This window comes from Lysinibacillus sp. VIII_CA (assembly GCF_049943995.1).
Classification (GTDB): Bacteria; Bacillota; Bacilli; order Bacillales_A; family Planococcaceae; genus Lysinibacillus; species Lysinibacillus pinottii.
On the sequence record NZ_JBNFXM010000022.1, the window covers coordinates 35,359 to 56,836 of the forward strand.

Below are 21,478 nucleotides of genomic sequence, written 5' to 3' on the forward strand. Positions count from 1 at the left end.
TACAAGCTCTAAATGTTAAAAGATTGTCGGTATCATCCCTCCATCCATACGAATTGGAGAGCCTTTGAATGCGGAAGCATAGGGACTACAAATAAATGTAGTAATTCTCCCGATTTCAATTGGTTTGATAAATCTCTGTATTTCCGATTGAGGGAGATTAGTCGTCATAAATTTTTTTCTTTCTCTGGAAAGCTCATCTCTAAATTAGCATTCTCTTAAGAGCATCACGATAATCACGAGCATGGTAGGCCGTTAAAACAGTAGGCGGGAAATGATTGCTATCAAAGCTAGTTGCCAGTTTAATGATTCCTTCGGCCATGTTGTCAATAAGATCAGCAAAAGCCTACCAAATTCCGTAATATTGTGCTAAAGAAACAGTTGGTTCAGTCATCAATGCGATACGTAGTTGTGCTTTTTGAATAACATCGTGAGGGGCTACCCCTAATTGACGGAGCCCCTCCCAAAATCCTAACGGCATTTTCATACGAGTGGACGTATGTAACATCAACGTATCAGTATATATAGTATCTTTTTCATCGCGCCATGTAACTAGCAAACACTGACTACCAACTTGCTCATTGCGCCAAATTTTTAGAGTTAAAACGGGGGCATTACTTAGCAAAAATAACGGTACTTTATAAAAGAATCAGAAAGGATTGGGCTATATCATACATTCTTTTTTATAAACATCCTTTTGGTTATTTTCTTATAGTGTTTAAGTAAAATCAAAATTTTACTAGATACAGCTTCGTTATATTGGTATAAAGTAGTAAATATAGGAAATTGATATAGATATTATTAAGGTATTGAAAGGTTGTAGCTTTAAATGAAGAAAAATTATTTATTATTATTATTTTTAGTTGTATTAATGTATGGATGTTCTAATGGAGTAAAGGAGACACCTACTGTTACAGCTAAGGATGCTGAAAAAATAGTAACAAATGATCAAGAGAAGCAAGTGGTCAATCGTCAATTATATGAAAAACTATCTGAAGCAGTGGAAACTTTAGGTTTTACATATGACATGCATACTTTTGCAGACAATGAGCATGATCGAGGAGTTTTATATGCGGAATTAGTCGATTTTGATAATGATGGTGTTAACGAGGTTTATACATTCATGAAAGGAGCTGACTACCCACTATCCGCTTATCCTCATCGTAATAAAGATAATTATATACAAGAAATTTGGACAGGACATGCAAATGGAGAAAATGCGTTGCTATCTTTTTCAAGTGAAATTGATAAATTGGTATGTTCGGCTTGTGACATGAATGTTTCTTTAGTAAAGGGGAAGGATGGGCGTACTTTCCTTAAAATGTTTTCCCATCAAATGAGTCAAGGTATTGCCAATAACAAAATATGGGTATACGCAAAGGATTCCAAAAAATCAGAGATGGAATTAGTTGTGTCCGGTAATTTCGGTCATAATAATGAGGGTGATCTCTTTTATACATTAAATGATGAGGAAACAGATCGAATTACGTTCGAAGAAGAATTAGCACGATATGATGGAGAGGAGCGTCCCATACTGATTAGCAATTTTGCTGAGAAAAATTACGGTTTTGATTCTTCTAGTCCAGCCACTATTGTTGGAAAAACCCTTGCAACTCTTTCACCGAGTGTAAATACTATTGTAGGCAAAGAAAAATTACTTGAGAAGGATAAAAAGAAAGAGATTGTTAAAGCATTAGATGAATTTAGTAGTATGAGGAGCATTAATCATCATGACCCGAAAATTGTCATGTCTTTAGTGTTAGACGTTGTCCAGAAGTACAATATTGATCATGAGTATTCGGACAATGGCGAAATGGTTTATGATGGAGCTATCGTTCAAGCGAAATATAAAGAAGCATTTGGTGTTGAACTTGCTATAGATAGTATGAACTTTCCATCGAGAGATAGCCAAGACATTGTAACTTATGAGTTGGGTAAGTTTTATATCTATCCAACTGGCTTTTATTTCGATTCCATTCATCGTAATTATCAAGATGTCTATCAAGTATCTAAAGATGTCTATTATGTAACCTTTCTTGACTCAGAATTTAATGACTTAGAATACTCCTTAACAAAAGATGTAATGGTCACTTCTGAGGATATGTTTAAGAAGGACATTGCAAGTTGGCCAATGGATGCTCGGGTATGGCTAAAGCCAGGTATACAAAGATATGCGGTAGTTAAATATGTGGATGGAGAACCAAAAATTCAATATATGGGAGCACAAAATTTAACCGATAACCAATTACAAACGTTTTAAATAGTACGGTTCTTCTTATCATTCCGACAAGTGAAATATGATACTATAAACTAATAGCATGTATGCTGGAGGGATGATAGTGAAAGCAGAAAAACGTTTACGGTTTTGCGAAAAAGGACATAGTTTTTACAAAAGCACGGACTGTCTTAGCTGCCCGACCTGTGATAAAGAAAATAAGCCTACGAGTGGCTTCCTTTCAAAGCTGAGTGCTCCTGCAAGAAATGCCTTAGTTCACGAGGGGATTGATCCCTTACATGCACTATCCAAATACAACGAAAAGACCTATTAAAAATTCATGGAATTGGACCAGCGTCTGTACCTATGTTGAGAGCTTCATTGGAAGAAGAGGGATTATCATTTACGAGTGAGGGAGAAAACTAAAATGACAAATAAAGAATTATCCGTTGAACAACGCGAGGAACTATTGCAAACATTGCAAGCTCGATTTGAAAAAAATATGAATCGTCACGAAGACCTTGAGTGGACAAATGTCCAGGCTAAACTGGAGGCTAATTTGGACAAACTGTGGTCGCTTCATGAAATGGAAGCAACTGGGGGAGAACCGGATGTTGTGCACTATCATCCAGAGACAGATGAATATATCTTTTATGATTGTTCGGCAGAAAGTCCAAAAGGTCGCAGAAGTGTATGTTATGACCGAGAAGCATGGGAAGCAAGAAAAAATCATAAACCAGAAACGACCGTCATGGATATGGCTACAGAAATGGGAATAGAGCTTTTAACGGAAGAGCAATATCGGGAGTTACAGCAACTAGGTAAATTCGATCTAAAAACATCTAGCTGGATTCAAACCCCTGAAAAAATCCGTAAGCTGGGCGGTGCCATCTTCTGTGATCGTCGCTACGACACCATCTTCGTATATCATAATGGGGCAGATTCTTACTATGCTGCTAGAGGTTTTCGAGGATCACTAAAGGTTTAAGTAAAAATGATAATGAAAAAACAATGATCTCTAGGTAATCAAATTACTTGATTGCCTGAGATTTTTTTATAAGTACATGCAAACATGTAACGAGCAAAAAAATTGATAATGGATTTTTTTACTTAGTACTAGACAAATATGGTTTTTTATTATACAATGATATTAATAAAATCGGTCGTAGTCGTAAAGAAACAATGAATTCACATATTACAAAGAGTAATCGTGTTTTTTGGATACTTTTTGCAATATGTGAATTTTTTCTTTAGAGATGTAAGATTTTATTTAATACAATTAATGGAGGTCATTCAAATGACACAAGGTACAGTAAAATGGTTTAACTCAGAAAAAGGTTTTGGATTCATCGAAGTAGAAGGCGGACAAGACGTATTCGCACACTTCTCAGCTATCCAAGGTGAAGGTTTCAAATCACTTGAAGAAGGCCAAAAAGTAGAATTCACAATCGAAGATGGTCAACGTGGACCACAAGCTGCAAACATCGTAAAACTTTAATATTTGCATGCTTTCAATACCCATATCGGGTACTAATAAAAAACCAGGCGCTCATTTATAATGAGTACCTGGTTTTTTTTCTATGATTACATAAGAACACTTATAATGGCATGGGGTTTTATGACATTTATATTACTTTTGATTACTTCCACACCATTTTTCCCATGATAAAGATAGATGGGGGGTGTTGGTTCATGGATTATGAATATACAGTGAAGTTCCACTTCAACGAATGTCGTGAAGAGGAATATAAAATCAAAACTAATATCGGCCAAGAAACATTTACAGAAGAAATGTTTAATGGGTTCAACGAGAAACCTTGGTATACCTTTACAGAAACTGAACATTTTCAATCGATATTAATTAATACGAAAGATGTTTATAAGGTATCCATCGTACAACATACTATACAATTTGATTAATGTATGACGAAAGCCAGATCTGTTTTGAACTGCCCCGTAAAAGTTAGACATCAATCTAACTTTTACGGGGGTTTTTATCATGTCGTTGACTCTATTGACAAGGAAGAAAAAATAAAAAAGAGTCACCCAAGGAAAGTGACTCTAAAAAAGATAAGTGTATGGATGATTGTTATTCCCAGTATTGGAGGATTTATTGCTTTCACGGGACGGATTAATGGGTTGAACCCTTGTAAAAATATTAATATGAATTATACAGGAAAGCAGCTCCAACGATTATGAGAAGAATGAATAGAACAACAAGAAGTGCAAATCCTGCACCATTCCCGTAGCCTCCACCGTTACCACCATAGTATCCAGACATAATGATAAACCTCCTTTCGTAATTTTATAATATGTATGCCTAACAAGTTGATTAGCGATAAATGTCATAGGAACATCAAAAAAAAAATTTATTTACACTAGGATTTACAAAAGAAGGATGGGTATTATCAGCGGGGAGCCTTCAAAGTTTTTGCCGTGTGGATAGGACTTATTGTTAATTAGTATCAAAATCAAATAAAAGAAAACTTGTGGAATAAAAAAGTCTAATAGATTAAAAAATTGTTGTATTTTGTCATTATATATATGATAATTATACCTGTTATTTCATTTTTTTACAGGATTATAAACCTATTAAAAATTCAATTGGAGGATTTCTATGAAAAAGATTTTAATGATAATATCAGCTGCTATGGCTATATTATTCAGTTTCTCACTTCTCGATATCGACGGAAACAAAGCTAAAGCAGCGTCTATTGGAGAACAATTAAAAGAACCTGAGTCAGGCTGGCAGAGATTTGATGACACACATTCTGCAATTAAATATACCTATTTTCCACATCTGGGTTACAAAGTAAGCCAGGCTTACAAAGGAACTACAAGCTTTAACGCCAACTACTCAACTCAAGGAGAGGTACGATTTAAATTTAAAGGTAAAAACCTTAGAATTATTACACCTACAGGGGCGCCAGACTATAGAGCAAGTAGTGTGGACATTACTATAGATGGGATTACAGAATCTTTCTCGATGGTATTAAACAACCAATATATGAACCTATCATACGAGAAATTAGGTTTAGATGACAAAGTTCATGAAGTAGTTATTGATAATTTCAAAGGAGGAAGAAGTGGATGGTCTTTATTCGGTTTGGATGCAATAGACCTTGATGCTGATGGTACACTTATTCACCCAGATACAGAAGTGGTTGCTGAATCTTTAAAACTAAACATAGAAACACTGGAACTAACAATAGGTTCTAGTGAAACTTTAATAGCAATGATTGAACCAGAGAATGCAATAAACAAAAACGTTATATGGACAAGCAGCGATTCAGAGATTGCTTCAGTGGATGATAACGGCAATGTAATAGGGAAGAAAGCTGGTAAAGTAACGATAACTGCCACGACTACAGATGGAAGTAACTTAACAGCAACAGCCATGGTTACTGTAAAAGAAGCTGAAACAGGAGAAATTGGCAATAGAGCCATTTTAAGACTTACTACGACTAATAAAGATATTCATGAGTATGATTTATCTTTATCAGAAATTGATCAGTTTATGAATTGGTTAGATAGTCGTGAAGTTGGACAAGGGAAACCGTACTATAAATTTAAATTAAATGTAACGACTGGAAATATTATTTCAAGAACAGAGTATATTATGTATGACAAAATTGTGAGTTTTACAGTTGATAATTATAAATAGTATAGTACTTGCAATAAGTCATTTATAGAATTTAAGTTGGATATTGTAAATAACAGGTGCTCATTATTAATGGAGTACCTGATTTTTTTTCTGAAATTGTGATGTCTAAAAAATCAGAGGATGAAATTGGATGATGCTATTCCATAACTATTCATGGAGAGCGATGAAACGAAACGATGGTTAAAGCTTTAAATTGCCAAAACTGTACGGCAACTTTTAATCCTCAAGACTCTATATATGCGTACTATGGTAGTTACATAATCACGTCAGAAGCTAAACAAATCACCTTAAATGAAATGGGACATAATGAATTTCCGGTACAATCACGTATGGCGGGCGTTTATTATGAACAACTCAACGTCTGATTTTTGAGCTCATACATTAAATCTCTATCCAAATTTTAATTGAGAAATTCGACTAGCAGACAAAGATTGAGCCGTGTTTGGTTTAAATCTTCTTATCTCTCGAAGAATGAAGATGTTTGATGAAAAGGTACGGAAACCATCTTAGTCGTTTATGGTGGAAAGACGTGGTTAGCTAAAATAGAAGGGGCTAAAAACGGAAATAAAGAGCAGTGACATTGAATACTTTGCGTGAAAAACAAATCAAACGCAACCGTAAAATAGTATTTTTATAATTTTTTGGTAAAATTAATAAGTATGTCCTGTTAGAAAAAATTGTAATATATTCACAAAAAGTATTGGGGGTGTCTATATTGAGAATAATTGGAGTTGCGCTTTTAATTATGGCTGGATTGATTTACACAATAGAGCGTGGGTTTACCATGCTATCAACTAGCATTGTTCAAGCTGGATTTTTTGCAGGTAAAATGTCCGGAGAAGTTCCGGATATTAAAATGAGTTCGTTTACCGACAATTTATTTGTTCCACTTTTTTTTGTTTTAGGAATAATTACACTAGTTTATAGTTTTCTTAAAAAATAAAAAACAAAGAGATTTTTTTATGTTCCTATTAAAGTTATTTCTTCCAAATAAGTTGCAGATGCAATTGTAAGTCGAGTAGTTGCTATTGCACGTAAGCTAGGCATGGGGTGAAGATTGGACAGGTAATATTGATCATCCCCATTTTGTGGTTAAGCCAATTTGGATTATGCCGAAGGGGTACAAAATTGAAGGTCAAGTAATTATTCCAACTAATAGTAAATACCAAGCCAATACAACTAAACCAATTGCAAAGGATGATGATAAATTGCTATTTACAAATGAAACAACTAAAGCTGCTGTCCGTGATTACATGAAACAATCAGTTGATAAAAAGAAAATTGATAAGTCATGGCTTGATAAATTCGACCAAGGTACGATGACAAGTGGTGATTTTGAATGATTGAAGATTATCATTGCACAACGTAAAGCTTAACAGCAGAAGCCCGTTACCTTAATTGGTAATGGGCTTTTTATTGACCATATAGAGTGTTCGTTTTACTTTAAGTTTTTGATTTACAAAAGGAAAAATCTATAGGTATGAAATATAAGTTCTTAAGGGTATTTAAAAAAACAATTAATTCTTGACAAAGGGACTATAACTGGAAATCTTCTTCTAAACTGATCTTCAATACATCCATGTAAAACAAAATCGCCTATAAAGGGATTATATATAACACCTTGCACTAGGCAATAACTGTCATCATGAACATCATTTCCATTTTGATCTTTAAACATTGTCCAAAAATAAACCCACTGCCCTTGATATTTGCATATTTCTTCTGGTGTAATAGGAGGACATATAAAAGGGGGGGACGGAGTACCTGTAGGTGGTGGATTTGGGTTTACAGCACAGGATATTAAATTACAACCGTTGCCAGAGTATGGTCTACTATAAAACACATCTTGCACCTCCATCGTAACTTAGAACAAATGTTAGTTACGAATTTTTTGAATCTTATACCATTTTATTCATCCAAGAAAAAAAGGTTACCTAATTTCCACCAAAATTGGTAATTTGTTTTTATTTCCACAAATTAATACTTGTCAAAATACAAACGTCTGGTCTAAAATAATGCAAACGAATGTTCTTGTCGAGAGGATGGAGTTGTATGTTGAATCCTGAGCAACGGCGACTATTTCATAAATTTTTAATTCTAGAAATGGCAGTTCAAGCATTGCAACGTGATTTTTCAGTAATTGAAAATTTATAAATGAGTAAAGTTTATTTACCAATCCTTGATAAGTTACTAAAAGACATAAGCCAAGAGTTTACAATTCAAAAGGCTGTTAGCAAAAGACAAAATAAGATTAGTAAAAGTAGAAAAGATAGACGAATATTTTAGCGATGTCCAAGTTGCAACGGCAGGTAATGACGTAGTGCTACGCTAAGCTAATATGGCTTTTAAAACTAAGGTAGAAAAATCATTAATCAGTCACCAAAATAAGGACCAGGTGCTCAATTGAAAGTGAGTACCTTATAAAATCCTCTCTAAATTAGAGTGATGGCCGCAATAACTAAAATCCCACCCATAAATTCCGTTTTTGGGGTTGTAACAAGCGATTAACAAACCAACCCTCGTTACACAAAAAGTCACATTCCCCCGAAAACCCCCGAAATCAAACAAAAAGCATGTCTTTGTACATTCACACAAAACCTTGCTATAATAAGGTTTGCGAATACATAGGAAAGAGGGTAAAAGCATGAACGCTTATGATGAATATATGAAGCAGGTTGTGAAACCAATGCGTGAGGAGCTGGTGGGAGCTGGGTTTACGGAGCTGACGACGGCTGATGCGGTGAATGAATTTATGGCTGAGACGAAGGGCACTTCGTTAGTAGTCATTAACTCGGTGTGTGGTTGTGCGGCAGGGCTTGCTCGTCCAGCAGCGCGTGAGGCGATTGCGGCAGTGAAGCCGGATCATCTTGTGACAGTGTTTGCAGGGCAGGACCCAGAGGCGACTGCGGCGATGCGCGGTTACTTTGAAGATGTGCCCCCAAGCTCACCTTCCATGGCGATTTTAAAGGATGGAGAATTGGCTTACTTTATTCCACGTGAACAAATTGAAGGCTTCCCTGTGGAGCAAATTGTTGCCCATTTAACGGGCGTGCTAGAGCAAACATGCGAGCAATAAATACGATTGTAACAACAGCGGGCAGACCAGACGAGGAATCGATGGCGCTCGCTGCTTTTGCATGTCAAACATTAGGAGCTGCGTTTGAGCCGAGGAAAAAGCGCTCTGTTCGTAAGATGTCACAGGAATTTCAGGCGAATATCCTAGTAGCAGGGAAGAATCGCTATGATTATTATGCTTTTGGGGCAGGAGAGCCGTTTTTCTTCCATCCTAATTCTGCGGCGTTTCGCTTAAAACGGATCGCTCGAGGTGAGGCGGAGCCATTTTTAGAGGCTGCCCAGCTTCAGCTAGGTGATACAGTGCTGGATTGTACGCTTGGGCTAGCGGCGGATGCCATGTTGGCGGCTTATATCGTCGGGGAAACAGGGCGCATAGTAGGCTTGGAAGCGAATCCAAATGTGGCCTTCGTTGTGGGGCAAGGGATGCAAACTTATGATACAACAGAGCTACCATTAACGGCCTGTATGCGACAAATCGAGGTCGTCCATGCCGAGGCAGTCCGTTATTTAAAAGAATTGCCAGCGAATGCGTTTGATGTCGTTTATATGGATCCTATGTTCGAAGAAGTGATTGAAGAGTCCAATAATTTCGAGGCATTGCGCTTAGCAGGTGAGCATGTTAATTTAACCGATGAATGGGTGCAAGAAGCGATGCGGGTCGCTAAAAAGAGAGTGGTGCTGAAAGCCCATTTTCGATCAGAATGGTTTAGGAAATATCATTTTCAGCAATACGAGCGAGTGACAGCTAAGTTTCATTATGGTGTTCTCGAAGTGTAGGGGCTTGTTTTTAGACAGGCCTCTATTTAACTAGATTGTAATAAGAAGGAGGCTCCAAATCCCATATGACGATTAACGAAATTAGAACCCCTTTTGAACTAGATTTACTAGCCAAGGCACAATCTTTGAAAACTACAAAGCCTCCGAGTCCGTGGGAACATGAAACGGTAATTGCTGCCAATGGTGTCCTAGCATGTGGATGGGATCAAGATGAAAATATCATCCTCATAAGTGGGTCTGGCTTTAGTGTTACTGAACCGATAACGGGTCTTCGTCTTCATCGAGAACGAGATAAGGAATTGACGGAGGACTGTGTCAGTGAAGACCGCTTAATTTTTCACTCTCCGATATCAAAAAAGCCTACCGCCATTTTTGGCTTGGAAGCGGGAGATGGGATACATGTGACACCGGATGGCTGGCAGGTTGAAGTCATTTACCCGTGGTGGCCACGTGCAACAGTAGTACTCGATTATCTATTTACACCCCGTTATAGCTATTTGAACAATGCTACAGCTATTGATATACAGCGTTTGGATGGTGCTATAAAATGTGGGTTTTCTCCTTCCGGTAAACATGTAATGATTATGGGATCAGGTGGTGCCTTCATCTATTCAAGAAAAGAATGCCATTCAATATAGGAACTCAATTGATTTTTGTCCTATAATTCGAATGGTGCTAACAGATTTTAAATTAGTGCTTTACATTTTTAATGTAGAGTGCTATAATTGGAAACGTGCTATTTTAGGTGGCATATTTCAGTAATCTGGCATTCTGCTTTTTGTTTTTGTAGATACTTATTCACACTGGCGCATGCTTTGGGGCTGCAAGGACGCAAAAGATGGTAGGGTTTGCGTTGCTTAAGTTAGAGAGCACACAGTGGAATTTTACCGCGGTGATGAAACAACTATTGTTTCAAGATAATATTCCCCAGATGATTGGGTTGAGACTTTTACAATTTACGAAAATGTTACCTATAAATACTAAAGGGGTAGTTTCGCATGAGCGAGGCTGCCCCTTGTCTAATTGATGAACGCTGTCGCATGAGTTGCTGGCAGTTTTTTTTGTTGCCAAAATTATGCTGGTATACATTGCCGTTTACTATGCTAGACAAATAAGTAATAATGAAAGCAAGAATTTTAGTAAAAGTCAAAATTCTATAGTTGAAAATCTGAAAAATCAAAAAGGTGAGGGAAGTTTATGGAGAAAATCAATACACAATCAGCAGATGTAATCACACAATTAACAAAAATGGCAGAAATGAAGAATGCAAGCATTGAGCAATTAATACCGTTTTATTGTCAGGAAAGACTTCTCAACCGTTTATCAACATCATCCTATTATGATCAATTTTACATAGAAGGGGATTTTTTATTCTTTACATTGGCTGAAGGAGTAGGGATGCCACCAAATGAACTAACGCTTACAGCCCAACAAAGCGCTTATCAAAACGACTTAGTTCAACAGGCATTTGCAGAAATTTGTTCGATTAAGATACCAGAGGACGGTGTTCAATTTTTCGAAAATGACATAGAAAGTATCATAATGGATACGAGTATTCACTTGAAAATACCAGCTACATTGGGCTCTATCACTACATACATAGAAGTAAAAATAACCTTTATAGAAAATCGAGTCGCACCACAGATCATAACTTCCCCATCAGTGCTAGACATGAAGCCAGCGGAGCTCTATACATATCCAATTGAATATGTAGTTGCCCAAGCCCTGCTTGACATTTACCAATATCCAGCTGTGACCTCAAAGGTCGTATTGGATATAGAGAGGGTACTACAAACACAACACATAGAAGGTCGTAAATTACAGGCTTATCTTGAAGAAATGCTTGATCAACATCGTCTGACATTAGAGGTAACACCTATACTAGAAAAAGGAATCGTTAAGCAATTTTTCGATCCCATATATGAAGCCATGGTGGCAGATGGAGAGTTTTTTAAACAATGGAATAGTAAGGAGCAAGCTTGGCAATAAAAATACTACCCTTGCGAATAATAATGAGCTGCACCCCAATTGTTAGATATGTGCTACTGAGGTAATGCAAAAAATCATTTCCAACGGTATCGCAATAGGGGATAATAAAGGTGATTTTTAAAGACTGCAACCACAACCCGTGCAGAATTGGCGATAATAATGAATTGTCTCCTTAACAAGCTAGGGTATATATAAACAAGCCGTTGGAGCATAATATAGCAGTTATCAGTTATAGTAAGACCCTGAACATACGTAAATATGGTTTTATAAGAGCATCATTCCTGAAAAGGATGATGCTCTTTATTTTTAATTTAGAATAGGAATTGGAGCAGATCGAGTCGAATAGAAAGCTCTTTATTCTTTATCAAATTACCAATGTAAGCTGATTGATGGTGTTAAATTACATTTCTTGAAACTCATTTCATTAAGATTCGTTCTATAAAATGGTACTAAAAAAAGGATAAAGAATATATTTTTGGAATCTAATCTAATATATTATTCCTGCTAAATAATACACGAGGTGAGTGTGGTGGCATTTGATAATAGAAAAACGACGTTCATTTATATGGTAAGGCACGGTGAATCTCCGTATGTTGGAAATGAACGGACAAGAGGGTTAACTGTGAAAGGACAATTAGGTGCTCAAAGTATAGCTGATGTGTTAAAGAGTGAAGGAATCGATATTATCCTATCCAGTCCATATACTCGTTCAATATTAACTGTTGAGCCATTAGCTAAACAATTGAGTCAGGAAGTGATCGTTTGTGAAGAATTAAAAGAGAGAATTTTTTCTTCAGAAGAAAAGCGATTACCTGATAGTCAATTATTTCCGCTATTGGAGAAATCCTTCTTGGACCCCAATTTTGCAATAGAGGGTGGAGAATCGAATACCGATTGTCAAACAAGAGCTGTAAGAGCTTTAAAAGAGCTATTAATTACTTATGAGGGACAAAAAGTAGTAATAGGAACTCATGCATTAGTCATGACCTTGATGATGGGATACTTTCATGAAACGTACAATTTAGATTTTTTGCTACAAACAACCAAGCCGGATATATACAAAATGGAATTTTGGGGACAGCAATTGGTGGGTGTTAAGAGGCTAGGCATGTAGTAAGGACGGCTAATGCATGTGCTTAAAGTTTGGTTATAGAAATCATATGTTAATAGACCAGTTTAGATTGAGCAGTTGGTTTCCTGAACGCACAGGAAACCGACTTTTTTTGGCTTAATTTTATGTGCTAGATACATCTATCGTTGCCAATAGAAAACAACTATCATCGATAATTTTTTTATGATAAAAAATGTTCAAGCAGTTTTTCAATTTCTTCCAATGAATAAATAGAGAATTTTTTATTTTTATAGCTTATAGGGCCCTCATTTCTGTTCGTGTTCATTATTCCCTCCAATAGATTAATAGTTTAATTCAAAAATTTTTGCAGGCTACTGTGGTGACGCTACGAGGAAAGCTTTCCAAATCGCTCTTTAACGAAGTAGAAAGGTGAAAAATAATGTAAAATATTTGAAATAATTGCATGGATAATATATTCTAATATGGTAATCAATTACCAATTAATTGATTTCAAGGAGGTTATTTATGAAAATAACAGAAGGCTACGGCAAAGTGATGATAGATGATTTTGAATTTTATGGTGAAATGAAACAAGATAAATGTTCTAAATGCAAATGTAATTTATTATATTACGATGATTTTGATGCTTATTTTTGTCCTAAATGTAATAGTTGGACTGAATCAACATGTAGTGATCCTACTTGCAAGTATTGCTCTAGTCGACCAGAAACACCGTTAACTCGCATATAACAAAATTAAACTAGAGAACTTAACCAGCTTTCAAATTTCTGTGATGGCGTGCTTACTTGGCCCTACAAGGAAGGCACACGGGTGGGTGCTTTAATGAAAAGAGGTTTTATGAAAAGAGGATTTAACGTATACATAGATAAACTTAAAAACATTCCCAAATTAAAGTTTGGAGAGAAATCGAAATTCGAGAAATGCTGTTAAGCCAACATTTCATGGATTTTCCTTTGATTATTGTTTATACAGCTTTGATGTGTAAGTGTGTTTGCTGAATAAAAACCTGTATATTGACGCTTTAAAACTACATTTTCTATCGTTCCTATACTTCAATTATAGGGTCTTTAAGTGATAAACGATATTCAACAATCGGGAACATTTCTTTAATAAGGAATGTGAAGAATGTCCAACGTGCTGCTACGATTTTTACAATGAACTGAATGGTATTAAAAAGCAATTGTAAAAAAATGAAAAACCTTGCGCTTTCCATATAAGAGGGCACATGGTTTTTCATTTAGGTTTAATTCAACGATGAGTGGGTCTTGAGAAATAAAATTTTTAATTACTATATATTGGATTTCTTAAGCTTCATAAGGTAAATCTAGTGTTGTAATAATTGAGTCGTGACCAGTAACAATTAGCATAGCTAATAGAGCAAGAATTAATACTGTTTTTAATTTTTTCATTTGATATTCTCCTTTTAAATATATTTAAAGGTAAAGAGGTGTTAGAAAATGAATATACAAGAGTTAGGAAATGTAATATATAATACTAGAAAAAACTTAAAGCTAACCCAAAAGCAGCTTAGTGATGGAATATGTACACAACCGTCAATCAGTTTAATTGAGAAGGGTGAAATATTACCAAGCTTAGATACAATTTATTACTTATCTCTCCGTTTGAAAAAACCATTTTCTTATTTCCTCCATGTCTTGTTTATGAATAATTACAGTCAAGTCCACCAGCTGGTCATGTATTTCGAAGAATTGACAGCAAAACATAAATATGAGCAAATTTATGAAATTGCGGTAAAAGAAATCGCAGAACCCGTTGATCCATGGCTTAACCATTTCTTAAAATGGCAATTAAATTTGAGTTCTTATAAATTAAAGAAAATACGATTCAATGAAGTAATACGTAATTTAAAAGAGCTCCTATCAACAAAATACTCTGTGATATTAGATAAAGATTTTTTAAAGGAACGTATTTGTAATACTATTGCGTTTATCTATGCAACGAATAATGATTATAAATCCGCATTGGTTTACTATAATAAAATCAATTTAGAGCTACTTAATGAAACTTCACCAAAAATGAGCAGGGACGTTTATATATTAAGAGTTATTTATAATAAATCCAAAACTTTCTATGATATGAAGTCATATAAGGAAGCAATAGATTTACTACAAGAAGGGATTAAACGATCTGTCAAATTAGAAAATATGTCTTTTCTTGGTCACTATAATTATTATTTAGCAAAATGTTATGAACGTGTTGGAGAAAATAAGGATTTAATAAACACGCATTATAAGAATGCAGGATTCTTCTTTAAATTATTAAATAATTCTTTGTATTATCAAATTGTCTACCATGAGCAAAGGCACTTGTTCACATGATATGTATAAAAAATTGCTTCCCTATGAATCAGGTAAAAGGGGAGCTTTTTTTTATTTACCCACTCTTCATAATTCATATACCTCCTAGTGAAACATTCTTATATCCTATTCTTACCCATTTCTAAGGCTAAATGGGTAAATATAAGTATCTTTATATTTTTCACTTCAGATCGAAATGATTTTTTACAATATTTGTATTATTATGAGTACATCCTTAAACGCAAAGGGGGGAAATGATGATGAAAAAGCCATTATTGGTACGCAAATCAAAAATCTATGTTTATAATGGTTGATTTTTGAAGTTGCTGTAATCTGTAACTAGATACTTAATGTTATGGGTTACTGAGGGTGTTTATTTGCGTAAGTGAAAGTAATTATTTTAATAGTCTAGTTATTTGGTTGACAGGCTAAAAACATCAATAGACTAGAATTATATGACTCTGTCGTTATTTCATTAAAATTTAATTAGAAGGGTGTATGATATCATGGTTTTAAAGAAATTAGTACTTTCAGTTTCATGCGCAGTTATGACTTTCGGTTTAATAGGCACATCAACATCATTTGCCGCAGAGAAAAAGGATACTATTAGCTTAGAGGCGAGTCAAATTTCACAGTTTACACCAGAACAACAAAATATTGCAGATGAAGTGGTGACACAACTTCAAGCAATTAATGAAGTATTAATAGGGTTAGACACTGAGAAACAACAAGAAGATTTTTTAGGTGCACTATTTGACCCTAATTTTAGTACAGATCAATTAGATAGTAATATTGTATTAGCAGAAAATGCTAAAGAAGTAACGGTTTTAAATGACATGTTTGAAGAACTTGGATCTCCTGTTCATTTTTCAGCAGATGTCAAATCTGTTATAGTAGAGGAGAATGGTGATTTAGTTGCTATTAAAAAATCTGGGGAAAATGAAATTATGCCATTAGGTTTTTGGGGAGATCTTTGGGACGACATAAAGGTTATAGCTGGTAAAACTTGGGATATAGCTAAATGTGGAGCTGCCATTACAGCAGTATTTGTTCCAGGAGCGGCTGCCTATAAAGCAATTAAAGGATTAGGCGGAGTTAAAGCTACTGTTCAATTATTAGCTAAAGCATCAACTACTAGCGATTGGTTAGCAATTGGTGGAGGAGCGGCTGCTGAAATTTTAGGTATCGATGGAGTTCAAACCTATTGCTTTGAATAAGAGAGGTGTTTAAATGAAGAACCCTAGGACCTCGCAAAGTGGAATTTTTGATCCAATTAGTCATGGATTCATGTCATTATTAGTTTTTGGGATGCTATTTATTGCTTTAATGATTGCATTGAATGGACCTATTACTTTTGATACGCTTATTATGCCGGCTGCTTTTATTTACGTAGTAGTTCGAGTGATAGAATATGTGACAATAAAGAAGACTAATCATGTTCCGCGCTGGTTAGTACTGGGATCTTTTGGAGTGGCTGTTCTAACAGCTATTGGCATGACATACTGGATCATTTAAATACTTAGAATTTTTTTAAACATAAGGCACTGTTAAATTTTAATGTTGTTTTATCTGGTATAGATGAGCCCTTACAATCGATTTTTCCTTATTTTTAAAAATGCCTTTTTGTGGTATTAATATATATTTGAAACTAAATGGTTAAAGTAGTCGTATAAGGTATTATAGATTAGAGGAGGTCGGAAAAATGGATTATACTAAAATCTATAATAAAGAACTGATTGCCTTAGTAAAAGAGAAAATAAAGTCCGACGGTGAAATTAAAGCGGTGAAGTTTGTGAGAGAGCAAACCGATATGTCCTTAATACAGGCAAAAAAATTTGTGGATTTTTGTAAAGAATAGACATAAAATTAGAGTCACTAAACTGTGGCTCTAATTTTTATTAAAAGTATCTTCAATAGTCATTGAACTACTAAATAAAAAATACGACAGTGTCCACTACGATATGTTTCTGTCGTTTTTTGTGCCTTCATTGCTATGACTATCTACAAATAAAAACCGCTCTAAGTAATGATTGAGGTATTTACAAACAACTCCTTTAAAACGATTTACCCAATGTTTTAAACGTGCATGTAGTCGGTTCACAACAAAGAAAAAGAGACTTTATTAAACGAGAAAATTAGTCCAATTTTGATGCAGAATTCGATACTCATAAAGGCGAAGGGTGGATGCACAGTTAATGCAGCCAAAAGTTAATACGCATTACTACATAAATTTACTTTGCGTTAATCTGCATTGTAAAGAATAAATGAAAAACCCCAAAAGCTGCATAGAACAGGCTTTTGAGGGCTTTGTAGGGTACATATTACAAAATAAAAAATTAGTCCGTGAAACATTAAATAATTGACAAAAGCATTGATTTATCAACGTTTACACGGACATTTACATTAATTAGCCCCACTGCTAGCCCCAGTTCCGCAGTCCAAACTTCTACTGAAAACCTCTACTGATTGTTCTTCTAACTCTTTCAAAACACATATTTATTTATCATATAATTAAGATTGTGAAGGATTACACTCAAACTAACAGTCAGTTTAGTTTAAGTACAACCTTTCATATAGTTACAAAAAGCCGAACTCCACATTTGGAAATGATATTATCCCTTTTAGGTAGACAATGTTAAAAAAACTACAGTACGCTGTAGATAACATTATACGTAAAGGGGATTTTTCGATGTCGAGAAAAAATAATACATATTCAAATGAGTTGAAATTAGAAGTAATACAGGCTTATTTGGCGGGAGAAGAAAGTATGCAAAAGATTGCGGAAAAATACGAGATTCGTAATGTTTCATAAGTGAAGGTATGGGTGAGAAAGTTTAAAGAAGTAGGGTCGATTGACGCGTTTAACCGTCTTCCATCTGCTGGATCAGGGGCGAAAGGCGTAAAAAATCCATTAAAAGGCAAACGGATTCACTTCAAAGATATAGAAGAAGAACGCGACTATTACAAGGCGCAGGTAGACTATTTAAAAAAGCAATATCCAAATCTGTAAATGGAGGAATGCCTACTTATCCAGATCGTTATCAAATAAAAGATGAAATGAAGAATCGTTATCCGATTACATGGTTGGCTGAGATGGCGAAAATCCAACGTTCTGGCTATTATAAGTGGTTAAAAAATGGCAAGGTATCGTTGCGGAAACAGGATGATATCCTTTTAAAAGAACACATTTTAACCATTCATCAAGCAAATAAAATGTATGGTTATCCACGCGTAAAAATCGCTTTGCGTGATAAAGGATTGAAGGTAAACCACAAAAAAGTGTATCGATTAATGTGCGAATTAGGCATCCAATCCATTATTCGTAAGAAACGTCGCGTATGGAAAAATCGAGTATCACGTACATTTGAGAATGTGTTAGAGCGCCAATTTAAAGACCGTGCAGAGAATGAAGTGTTCGTCACAGACATTACGTATTTACCCACAAAAACAGGCTTTCTATATCTGTCTGCCATTCAAGATTTATACAACAATGAAATTGTGGCTTGGCAAGTAGGCAAACGGAATGATTTACAGCTCGTGATGGACACATTAAGCGAGTTAACGACCAAAAGAAATGTGTATCGAAGCATCATCCACTCGGATCAAGGCTTTCAATACACATCTCTTAAATATCATCAAACAGTTGAACAGCTCGGCATGATAGGTAGCCATTCCCACAAAGGGAACTGCCAGGATAACGCCTGCATTGAATCTTTCTTCTCGCACTTTAAAAGCGAATGTTTGTATCTTCTACAAGATCATTCAGAAGAGGAAATGATCCGAGCAGTTGAGCAGTATAACTACTTTTATAACTATAAACGCTTTCAAAAACGACTCAACCATCTGACACCGATAGAATATCGACATCAGATGGCTGCTTAGTCTTTTTAAAAATGTCTACTTGACAGGGGGAAGTCCAAAATCGGCTTTTTTCTATATATTAGTTTTTAGTTATAATCGACTTAATGAACTTCTTATGACTAATTCAAATCTTTTAAATACCACGCATCCATAGCAGAGTGTTCAGAACCTGGTAGGGGTTCTTGTAAAAGTGTAAATCCAAATTTTTCATATAAAATACATGCAGTTTTTAATTCATGCATTGTTTCTAAATAGCACTTTTCATAATGTTTAGAGGCAAATGACAAAGCTGTTTCCATTAATTTCTTAGAAAGCCCCAAACCTTGTACTTTTGGACTTAAGTATAGCTTTTGTAATTCGCAAACTTTATCCTGTTCGCTGAACGGTGCTATACCAATTCCACCTACAACTTCCCCATCTAATTCTACTACCCAATAGTTCGCATGTTTTAAATTATTATAATATTGGTAAAGGTCGTTAAGTTGAGGATCAAAATAAGCTGATCCAGGAACCGCTAATCCAAGTGATTCTAATGAATCTTGTATAATTTCTTTTACTTTTGCATTGTCTTCTTTTTTAATTTCTTGAATAATCATATACGATCTCCTTCACTTAGGTTTTAATGATTGCCACAGGTTTTTGAAAATAGTATCTCTAAAACGTTGACTTTGTCCACATTTTAGGGGTACATTTATATTAATATTAAAAGTAGACTAAGTCAACTAAAGGAGAAAGTATGGATAAAGAAATTATTTATGATATCAGGCAATTCAATCGTTTTTATACAAAGGTACTTGGTTTATTTAATAACCAAATTCTAGATACAGATTATTCATTAACTGAAGCACGAATACTATTTGAAATAAGCGAGAGAACAGAATGTATTGCAAATAATCTCGTGCAAGAACTTAATATTGATAGAAGCTATTTGAGCAGAATTTTACGTAAATTTGAGAGGGAAGGATTAATAGAGAAAAAAAGCTCACCAATAGACAGTAGAAAAAATCTCCTGTTTTTGACGAGAAAAGGGGAAGAACTACTAGATAAAATTAACAAACAGTCAGATGAACAAGTAAATCAATTGTTTAATGGACTAACTAATAGTGAGATCAATGAAATTCGTAATTCAATGATGCTAATAAAAGAAAAATTAGATAATAATAAACTTTGAAGATTATCTTGAAATCGAGTCTACTGTTAAAGGGCGCTTTTCTTAAATAAGGAAAGCATCTTTATTCATGGAAAGGGCCAGATTGTGAAGTAAAAACTAGAACGACAACAGATATTAAAAGTGTCTATATCCGTTGTCTTTTTGTTTGTTTATGAAGCATTCCTGCTTTGAAATCTTTTATAAGGCAGAATGGAAACCAAGAGCAGTAAAACACCAAACAGCACAAATAAAGCAGAACCAGGCAGTACATGATATAATGCGGAGGACATTCCGCCAATCGCCATTCCTGAATAACGGACGAAGTTAAAAACTCCTAAAGCTGTCCCTCGGTGCTCGCTGTACTCATTGCTAATAAGCGTTGAGAAAAGGGGGGCGGAAAATCCAACCATAATTCCATAACCAAATAGGATAATACTTAACGCCACAAGTGATTGAGCGTGAAGTACACCAAATAGTACGACCTGCAATGGCATAACAATTAACAGTAAGATAAACAAAGTATTTAGGGATATTTTTTTCTGCAACCTTTTAAATAACATACTTCCGACAATCATGCTGACTGTAAAAGGTAAATATAATAATCCAATGAACTGTAAAGATACATGATAATGATCATGGAGCAAGACTGGCAGATAGACGAGAATAGCAAAATAGATGAAAAACACTAAAAAGCCGACGGTCATAATACTTGTTCCAATATAATGTGAAAAGACTGCCTTATAGGAATGGATAAATCCTTTGGACTGTTTTTCTTCAGTTTCATCCTGTTTTTCACTTGGTAGCAGATAAACAATGAACATCAGCAAGGAAACCGCCATGAACAAAAGAAAAAGGAAAATTCCCTCATAACCAAAAAACTCTCCAATAAAACCTCCAACCACAGGTGAAACGGCAGGTGCAAGGGTAAGCAGGATTTGATACGTTCCCATGGCACTTCCTCTTGCTTCACCTTCAAATAACTGTGCAATCATACTGATTGCAACTAAAGGGATTACCCCTGCCCCGATTGCCTGAATCATTCTGAACAGCGTAAACAATATAAAACTGTTGGTGTAAGCACAAATGACTGCTGATACGCCCATCAAAAGAAGACTAATGAGCAATAATCTTTTTTTATTTTGATGATCAACCACAGTCCCCAGAACAATCTGTATCACCGCAATAATAAAGATAAAGCTACTGACCGTAAAATTCACCCAGCTGATTGAAACTTCAAACGAATCCCGATAAGGGGAATGATCGGTGTATAGATGTTCTGGTTTAAAGAAGCAAAAAACGTGCTAATACTCAAGGCATATAAGACAAACGATTTTTCTTG

At 35.2% G+C, this 21,478-nt stretch carries 25 protein-coding genes and 4 pseudogenes; 22 read left to right on the forward strand and 7 right to left on the reverse strand.

The window, feature by feature from the left end; all coding sequences use genetic code 11:
- Positions 1-15 precede the first annotated feature (15 nt).
- Together ACP3VS_RS20640 and ACP3VS_RS20645 are read right to left on the reverse strand one after the other, a co-directional pair.
- Positions 16-209: pseudogene (locus ACP3VS_RS20640) on the reverse strand (SDR family NAD(P)-dependent oxidoreductase); the annotation flags it as partial.
- Between the two features lie 134 nt (positions 210-343).
- Entirely contained in the window at positions 344-556 is a 213-nt protein-coding gene (locus ACP3VS_RS20645; protein WP_426389816.1) for a hypothetical protein, read from the reverse strand.
- Positions 557-826: 270 nt separating this feature from the next.
- Between ACP3VS_RS20645 and ACP3VS_RS20650 the strand changes: the two genes are divergently transcribed.
- From ACP3VS_RS20650 to ACP3VS_RS20670, 5 genes and pseudogenes are all read left to right on the forward strand, one after another.
- Positions 827-2,257 (forward strand): hypothetical protein, encoded by a 1,431-nt coding sequence (locus ACP3VS_RS20650; RefSeq protein ID WP_426389817.1) that lies wholly within the window; start codon positions 827-829, stop codon positions 2,255-2,257.
- 58 nt (positions 2,258-2,315) lie between these two features.
- Positions 2,316-2,638: pseudogene (locus ACP3VS_RS20655) on the forward strand (RNA polymerase alpha subunit C-terminal domain-containing protein).
- 1 nt (position 2,639) lies between these two features.
- Positions 2,640-3,200, forward strand: a complete 561-nt coding sequence (locus ACP3VS_RS20660; RefSeq protein WP_036166170.1) for a DUF4256 domain-containing protein — start codon at positions 2,640-2,642, stop codon at positions 3,198-3,200.
- A 309-nt stretch (positions 3,201-3,509) separates the two neighbouring features.
- Positions 3,510-3,710, forward strand: a complete 201-nt coding sequence (locus ACP3VS_RS20665) for a cold-shock protein (protein ID WP_008175097.1) — start codon at positions 3,510-3,512, stop codon at positions 3,708-3,710.
- Positions 3,711-3,904: 194 nt separating this feature from the next.
- Entirely contained in the window at positions 3,905-4,132 is a 228-nt protein-coding gene (locus ACP3VS_RS20670; protein ID WP_426389819.1) for a hypothetical protein, read from the forward strand.
- 238 nt (positions 4,133-4,370) lie between these two features.
- Here the strand turns inward: ACP3VS_RS20670 and ACP3VS_RS20675 are convergent, their stop codons facing one another.
- Entirely contained in the window at positions 4,371-4,493 is a 123-nt protein-coding gene (locus ACP3VS_RS20675; protein WP_080695187.1) for a YjcZ family sporulation protein, read from the reverse strand.
- A gap of 336 nt (positions 4,494-4,829) precedes the next feature.
- Between ACP3VS_RS20675 and ACP3VS_RS20680 the strand changes: the two genes are divergently transcribed.
- The 3 genes from ACP3VS_RS20680 (at position 4,830) to ACP3VS_RS20690 (ending at position 7,219) form a co-directional block, all read left to right on the forward strand.
- On the forward strand, positions 4,830-5,876 hold the full coding sequence (locus ACP3VS_RS20680; RefSeq protein WP_426389821.1) for an Ig-like domain-containing protein: 1,047 nt from the start codon (positions 4,830-4,832) through the stop codon (positions 5,874-5,876).
- A 715-nt stretch (positions 5,877-6,591) separates the two neighbouring features.
- Entirely contained in the window at positions 6,592-6,819 is a 228-nt protein-coding gene (locus tag ACP3VS_RS20685; protein ID WP_203582539.1) for a hypothetical protein, read from the forward strand.
- Between the two features lie 145 nt (positions 6,820-6,964).
- Positions 6,965-7,219 (forward strand): hypothetical protein, encoded by a 255-nt coding sequence (locus tag ACP3VS_RS20690; RefSeq protein ID WP_426389824.1) that lies wholly within the window; start codon positions 6,965-6,967, stop codon positions 7,217-7,219.
- Positions 7,220-7,371: 152 nt separating this feature from the next.
- Here the strand turns inward: ACP3VS_RS20690 and ACP3VS_RS20695 are convergent, their stop codons facing one another.
- On the reverse strand, positions 7,372-7,719 hold the full coding sequence (locus ACP3VS_RS20695; protein ID WP_031417175.1) for a hypothetical protein: 348 nt from the start codon (positions 7,717-7,719) through the stop codon (positions 7,372-7,374).
- An 801-nt stretch (positions 7,720-8,520) separates the two neighbouring features.
- On the opposite strand from ACP3VS_RS20695, the gene ACP3VS_RS20700 reads away from it, so the two are divergent.
- The 10 genes from ACP3VS_RS20700 (at position 8,521) to ACP3VS_RS20745 (ending at position 16,986) form a co-directional block, all read left to right on the forward strand.
- Positions 8,521-8,952 carry a BrxA/BrxB family bacilliredoxin gene (locus tag ACP3VS_RS20700; protein ID WP_012294187.1) on the forward strand — a complete coding sequence of 144 codons (432 nt, stop codon included), beginning with the start codon at positions 8,521-8,523 and terminating at the stop codon, positions 8,950-8,952.
- Positions 8,940-9,728, forward strand: a complete 789-nt coding sequence (locus ACP3VS_RS20705) for a class I SAM-dependent methyltransferase (RefSeq protein ID WP_426389825.1) — start codon at positions 8,940-8,942, stop codon at positions 9,726-9,728. The genes ACP3VS_RS20700 and ACP3VS_RS20705 overlap by 13 nt, the downstream gene beginning before the upstream one ends.
- A gap of 65 nt (positions 9,729-9,793) precedes the next feature.
- On the forward strand, positions 9,794-10,366 hold the full coding sequence (locus ACP3VS_RS20710) for a hypothetical protein (protein ID WP_325881986.1): 573 nt from the start codon (positions 9,794-9,796) through the stop codon (positions 10,364-10,366).
- 559 nt (positions 10,367-10,925) lie between these two features.
- Positions 10,926-11,717 carry a nucleotidyl transferase AbiEii/AbiGii toxin family protein gene (locus ACP3VS_RS20715; protein WP_036215881.1) on the forward strand — a complete coding sequence of 264 codons (792 nt, stop codon included), beginning with the start codon at positions 10,926-10,928 and terminating at the stop codon, positions 11,715-11,717.
- Positions 11,718-12,282: 565 nt separating this feature from the next.
- Entirely contained in the window at positions 12,283-12,831 is a 549-nt protein-coding gene (locus tag ACP3VS_RS20720) for a histidine phosphatase family protein (RefSeq protein WP_426389838.1), read from the forward strand.
- Positions 12,832-13,314: 483 nt separating this feature from the next.
- Positions 13,315-13,539 (forward strand): hypothetical protein, encoded by a 225-nt coding sequence (locus ACP3VS_RS20725; RefSeq protein WP_031417169.1) that lies wholly within the window; start codon positions 13,315-13,317, stop codon positions 13,537-13,539.
- Between the two features lie 728 nt (positions 13,540-14,267).
- The gene (locus ACP3VS_RS20730; protein ID WP_426389828.1) at positions 14,268-15,149 is read left to right on the forward strand and encodes a helix-turn-helix domain-containing protein; all 882 of its coding nucleotides are present in this window, start codon (positions 14,268-14,270) and stop codon (positions 15,147-15,149) included.
- 485 nt (positions 15,150-15,634) lie between these two features.
- Positions 15,635-16,345, forward strand: coding sequence for a hypothetical protein (locus ACP3VS_RS20735; protein ID WP_036161455.1), 711 nt, complete (start codon positions 15,635-15,637; stop codon positions 16,343-16,345).
- 13 nt (positions 16,346-16,358) lie between these two features.
- A complete protein-coding gene (locus ACP3VS_RS20740; protein WP_036161459.1) occupies positions 16,359-16,643 on the forward strand; it encodes a hypothetical protein in 285 nt (94 codons plus the stop codon).
- A 187-nt stretch (positions 16,644-16,830) separates the two neighbouring features.
- Entirely contained in the window at positions 16,831-16,986 is a 156-nt protein-coding gene (locus ACP3VS_RS20745) for a hypothetical protein (protein ID WP_012294197.1), read from the forward strand.
- A 111-nt stretch (positions 16,987-17,097) separates the two neighbouring features.
- Here the strand turns inward: ACP3VS_RS20745 and ACP3VS_RS20750 are convergent.
- A pseudogene (locus ACP3VS_RS20750) lies at positions 17,098-17,229 on the reverse strand (IS1595 family transposase); the annotation flags it as partial.
- 588 nt (positions 17,230-17,817) lie between these two features.
- Between ACP3VS_RS20750 and ACP3VS_RS20755 the strand changes: the two are divergent.
- The 3 genes and pseudogenes from ACP3VS_RS20755 to ACP3VS_RS20765 form a co-directional block, all read left to right on the forward strand.
- Positions 17,818-17,940 carry a transposase gene (locus ACP3VS_RS20755; protein ID WP_197224374.1) on the forward strand — a complete coding sequence of 41 codons (123 nt, stop codon included), beginning with the start codon at positions 17,818-17,820 and terminating at the stop codon, positions 17,938-17,940.
- Positions 17,941-18,138 (forward strand): hypothetical protein, encoded by a 198-nt coding sequence (locus ACP3VS_RS20760; RefSeq protein ID WP_241740627.1) that lies wholly within the window; start codon positions 17,941-17,943, stop codon positions 18,136-18,138.
- Positions 18,090-19,010, forward strand: a pseudogene (locus ACP3VS_RS20765) (IS3 family transposase); the annotation flags it as partial. The gene ACP3VS_RS20760 and the pseudogene ACP3VS_RS20765, both read left to right, overlap by 49 nt.
- Positions 19,011-19,108: 98 nt before the next feature.
- Here the strand turns inward: ACP3VS_RS20765 and ACP3VS_RS20770 are convergent.
- The gene (locus ACP3VS_RS20770) at positions 19,109-19,585 is read right to left on the reverse strand and encodes a GNAT family N-acetyltransferase (protein ID WP_036215887.1); all 477 of its coding nucleotides are present in this window, start codon (positions 19,583-19,585) and stop codon (positions 19,109-19,111) included.
- Between the two features lie 140 nt (positions 19,586-19,725).
- Between ACP3VS_RS20770 and ACP3VS_RS20775 the strand changes: the two genes are divergently transcribed.
- Positions 19,726-20,160 carry a MarR family winged helix-turn-helix transcriptional regulator gene (locus tag ACP3VS_RS20775; RefSeq protein ID WP_012294202.1) on the forward strand — a complete coding sequence of 145 codons (435 nt, stop codon included), beginning with the start codon at positions 19,726-19,728 and terminating at the stop codon, positions 20,158-20,160.
- Positions 20,161-20,309: 149 nt separating this feature from the next.
- Here the strand turns inward: ACP3VS_RS20775 and ACP3VS_RS20780 are convergent, their stop codons facing one another.
- Positions 20,310-21,356, reverse strand: a complete 1,047-nt coding sequence (locus tag ACP3VS_RS20780; RefSeq protein WP_426389831.1) for an MFS transporter — start codon at positions 21,354-21,356, stop codon at positions 20,310-20,312.
- Positions 21,357-21,478: the final 122 nt, after the last annotated feature.

Coding starts and splice junctions, on each gene's coding strand:
- ACP3VS_RS20665 (WP_008175097.1), top strand. CDS start 3,510: ATGACACAAGGTACAGTAAAATGGTTTAACTCAGAAAAAGGTTTTGGA.
- ACP3VS_RS20670 (WP_426389819.1), top strand. CDS start 3,905: ATGGATTATGAATATACAGTGAAGTTCCACTTCAACGAATGTCGTGAA.
- ACP3VS_RS20660 (WP_036166170.1), top strand. CDS start 2,640: ATGACAAATAAAGAATTATCCGTTGAACAACGCGAGGAACTATTGCAA.
- ACP3VS_RS20680 (WP_426389821.1), top strand. CDS start 4,830: ATGAAAAAGATTTTAATGATAATATCAGCTGCTATGGCTATATTATTC.
- ACP3VS_RS20675 (WP_080695187.1), bottom strand. CDS start 4,493: ATGTCTGGATACTATGGTGGTAACGGTGGAGGCTACGGGAATGGTGCA.
- ACP3VS_RS20730 (WP_426389828.1), top strand. CDS start 14,268: ATGAATATACAAGAGTTAGGAAATGTAATATATAATACTAGAAAAAAC.
- ACP3VS_RS20700 (WP_012294187.1), top strand. CDS start 8,521: ATGAACGCTTATGATGAATATATGAAGCAGGTTGTGAAACCAATGCGT.
- ACP3VS_RS20740 (WP_036161459.1), top strand. CDS start 16,359: ATGAAGAACCCTAGGACCTCGCAAAGTGGAATTTTTGATCCAATTAGT.
- ACP3VS_RS20745 (WP_012294197.1), top strand. CDS start 16,831: ATGGATTATACTAAAATCTATAATAAAGAACTGATTGCCTTAGTAAAA.
- ACP3VS_RS20775 (WP_012294202.1), top strand. CDS start 19,726: ATGGATAAAGAAATTATTTATGATATCAGGCAATTCAATCGTTTTTAT.
- ACP3VS_RS20770 (WP_036215887.1), bottom strand. CDS start 19,585: ATGATTATTCAAGAAATTAAAAAAGAAGACAATGCAAAAGTAAAAGAA.
- ACP3VS_RS20720 (WP_426389838.1), top strand. CDS start 12,283: ATGGTAAGGCACGGTGAATCTCCGTATGTTGGAAATGAACGGACAAGA.
- ACP3VS_RS20715 (WP_036215881.1), top strand. CDS start 10,926: ATGGAGAAAATCAATACACAATCAGCAGATGTAATCACACAATTAACA.
- ACP3VS_RS20725 (WP_031417169.1), top strand. CDS start 13,315: ATGAAAATAACAGAAGGCTACGGCAAAGTGATGATAGATGATTTTGAA.
- ACP3VS_RS20650 (WP_426389817.1), top strand. CDS start 827: ATGAAGAAAAATTATTTATTATTATTATTTTTAGTTGTATTAATGTAT.
- ACP3VS_RS20735 (WP_036161455.1), top strand. CDS start 15,635: ATGGTTTTAAAGAAATTAGTACTTTCAGTTTCATGCGCAGTTATGACT.
- ACP3VS_RS20705 (WP_426389825.1), top strand. CDS start 8,940: ATGCGAGCAATAAATACGATTGTAACAACAGCGGGCAGACCAGACGAG.
- ACP3VS_RS20755 (WP_197224374.1), top strand. CDS start 17,818: ATGTCGAGAAAAAATAATACATATTCAAATGAGTTGAAATTAGAAGTA.
- ACP3VS_RS20710 (WP_325881986.1), top strand. CDS start 9,794: ATGACGATTAACGAAATTAGAACCCCTTTTGAACTAGATTTACTAGCC.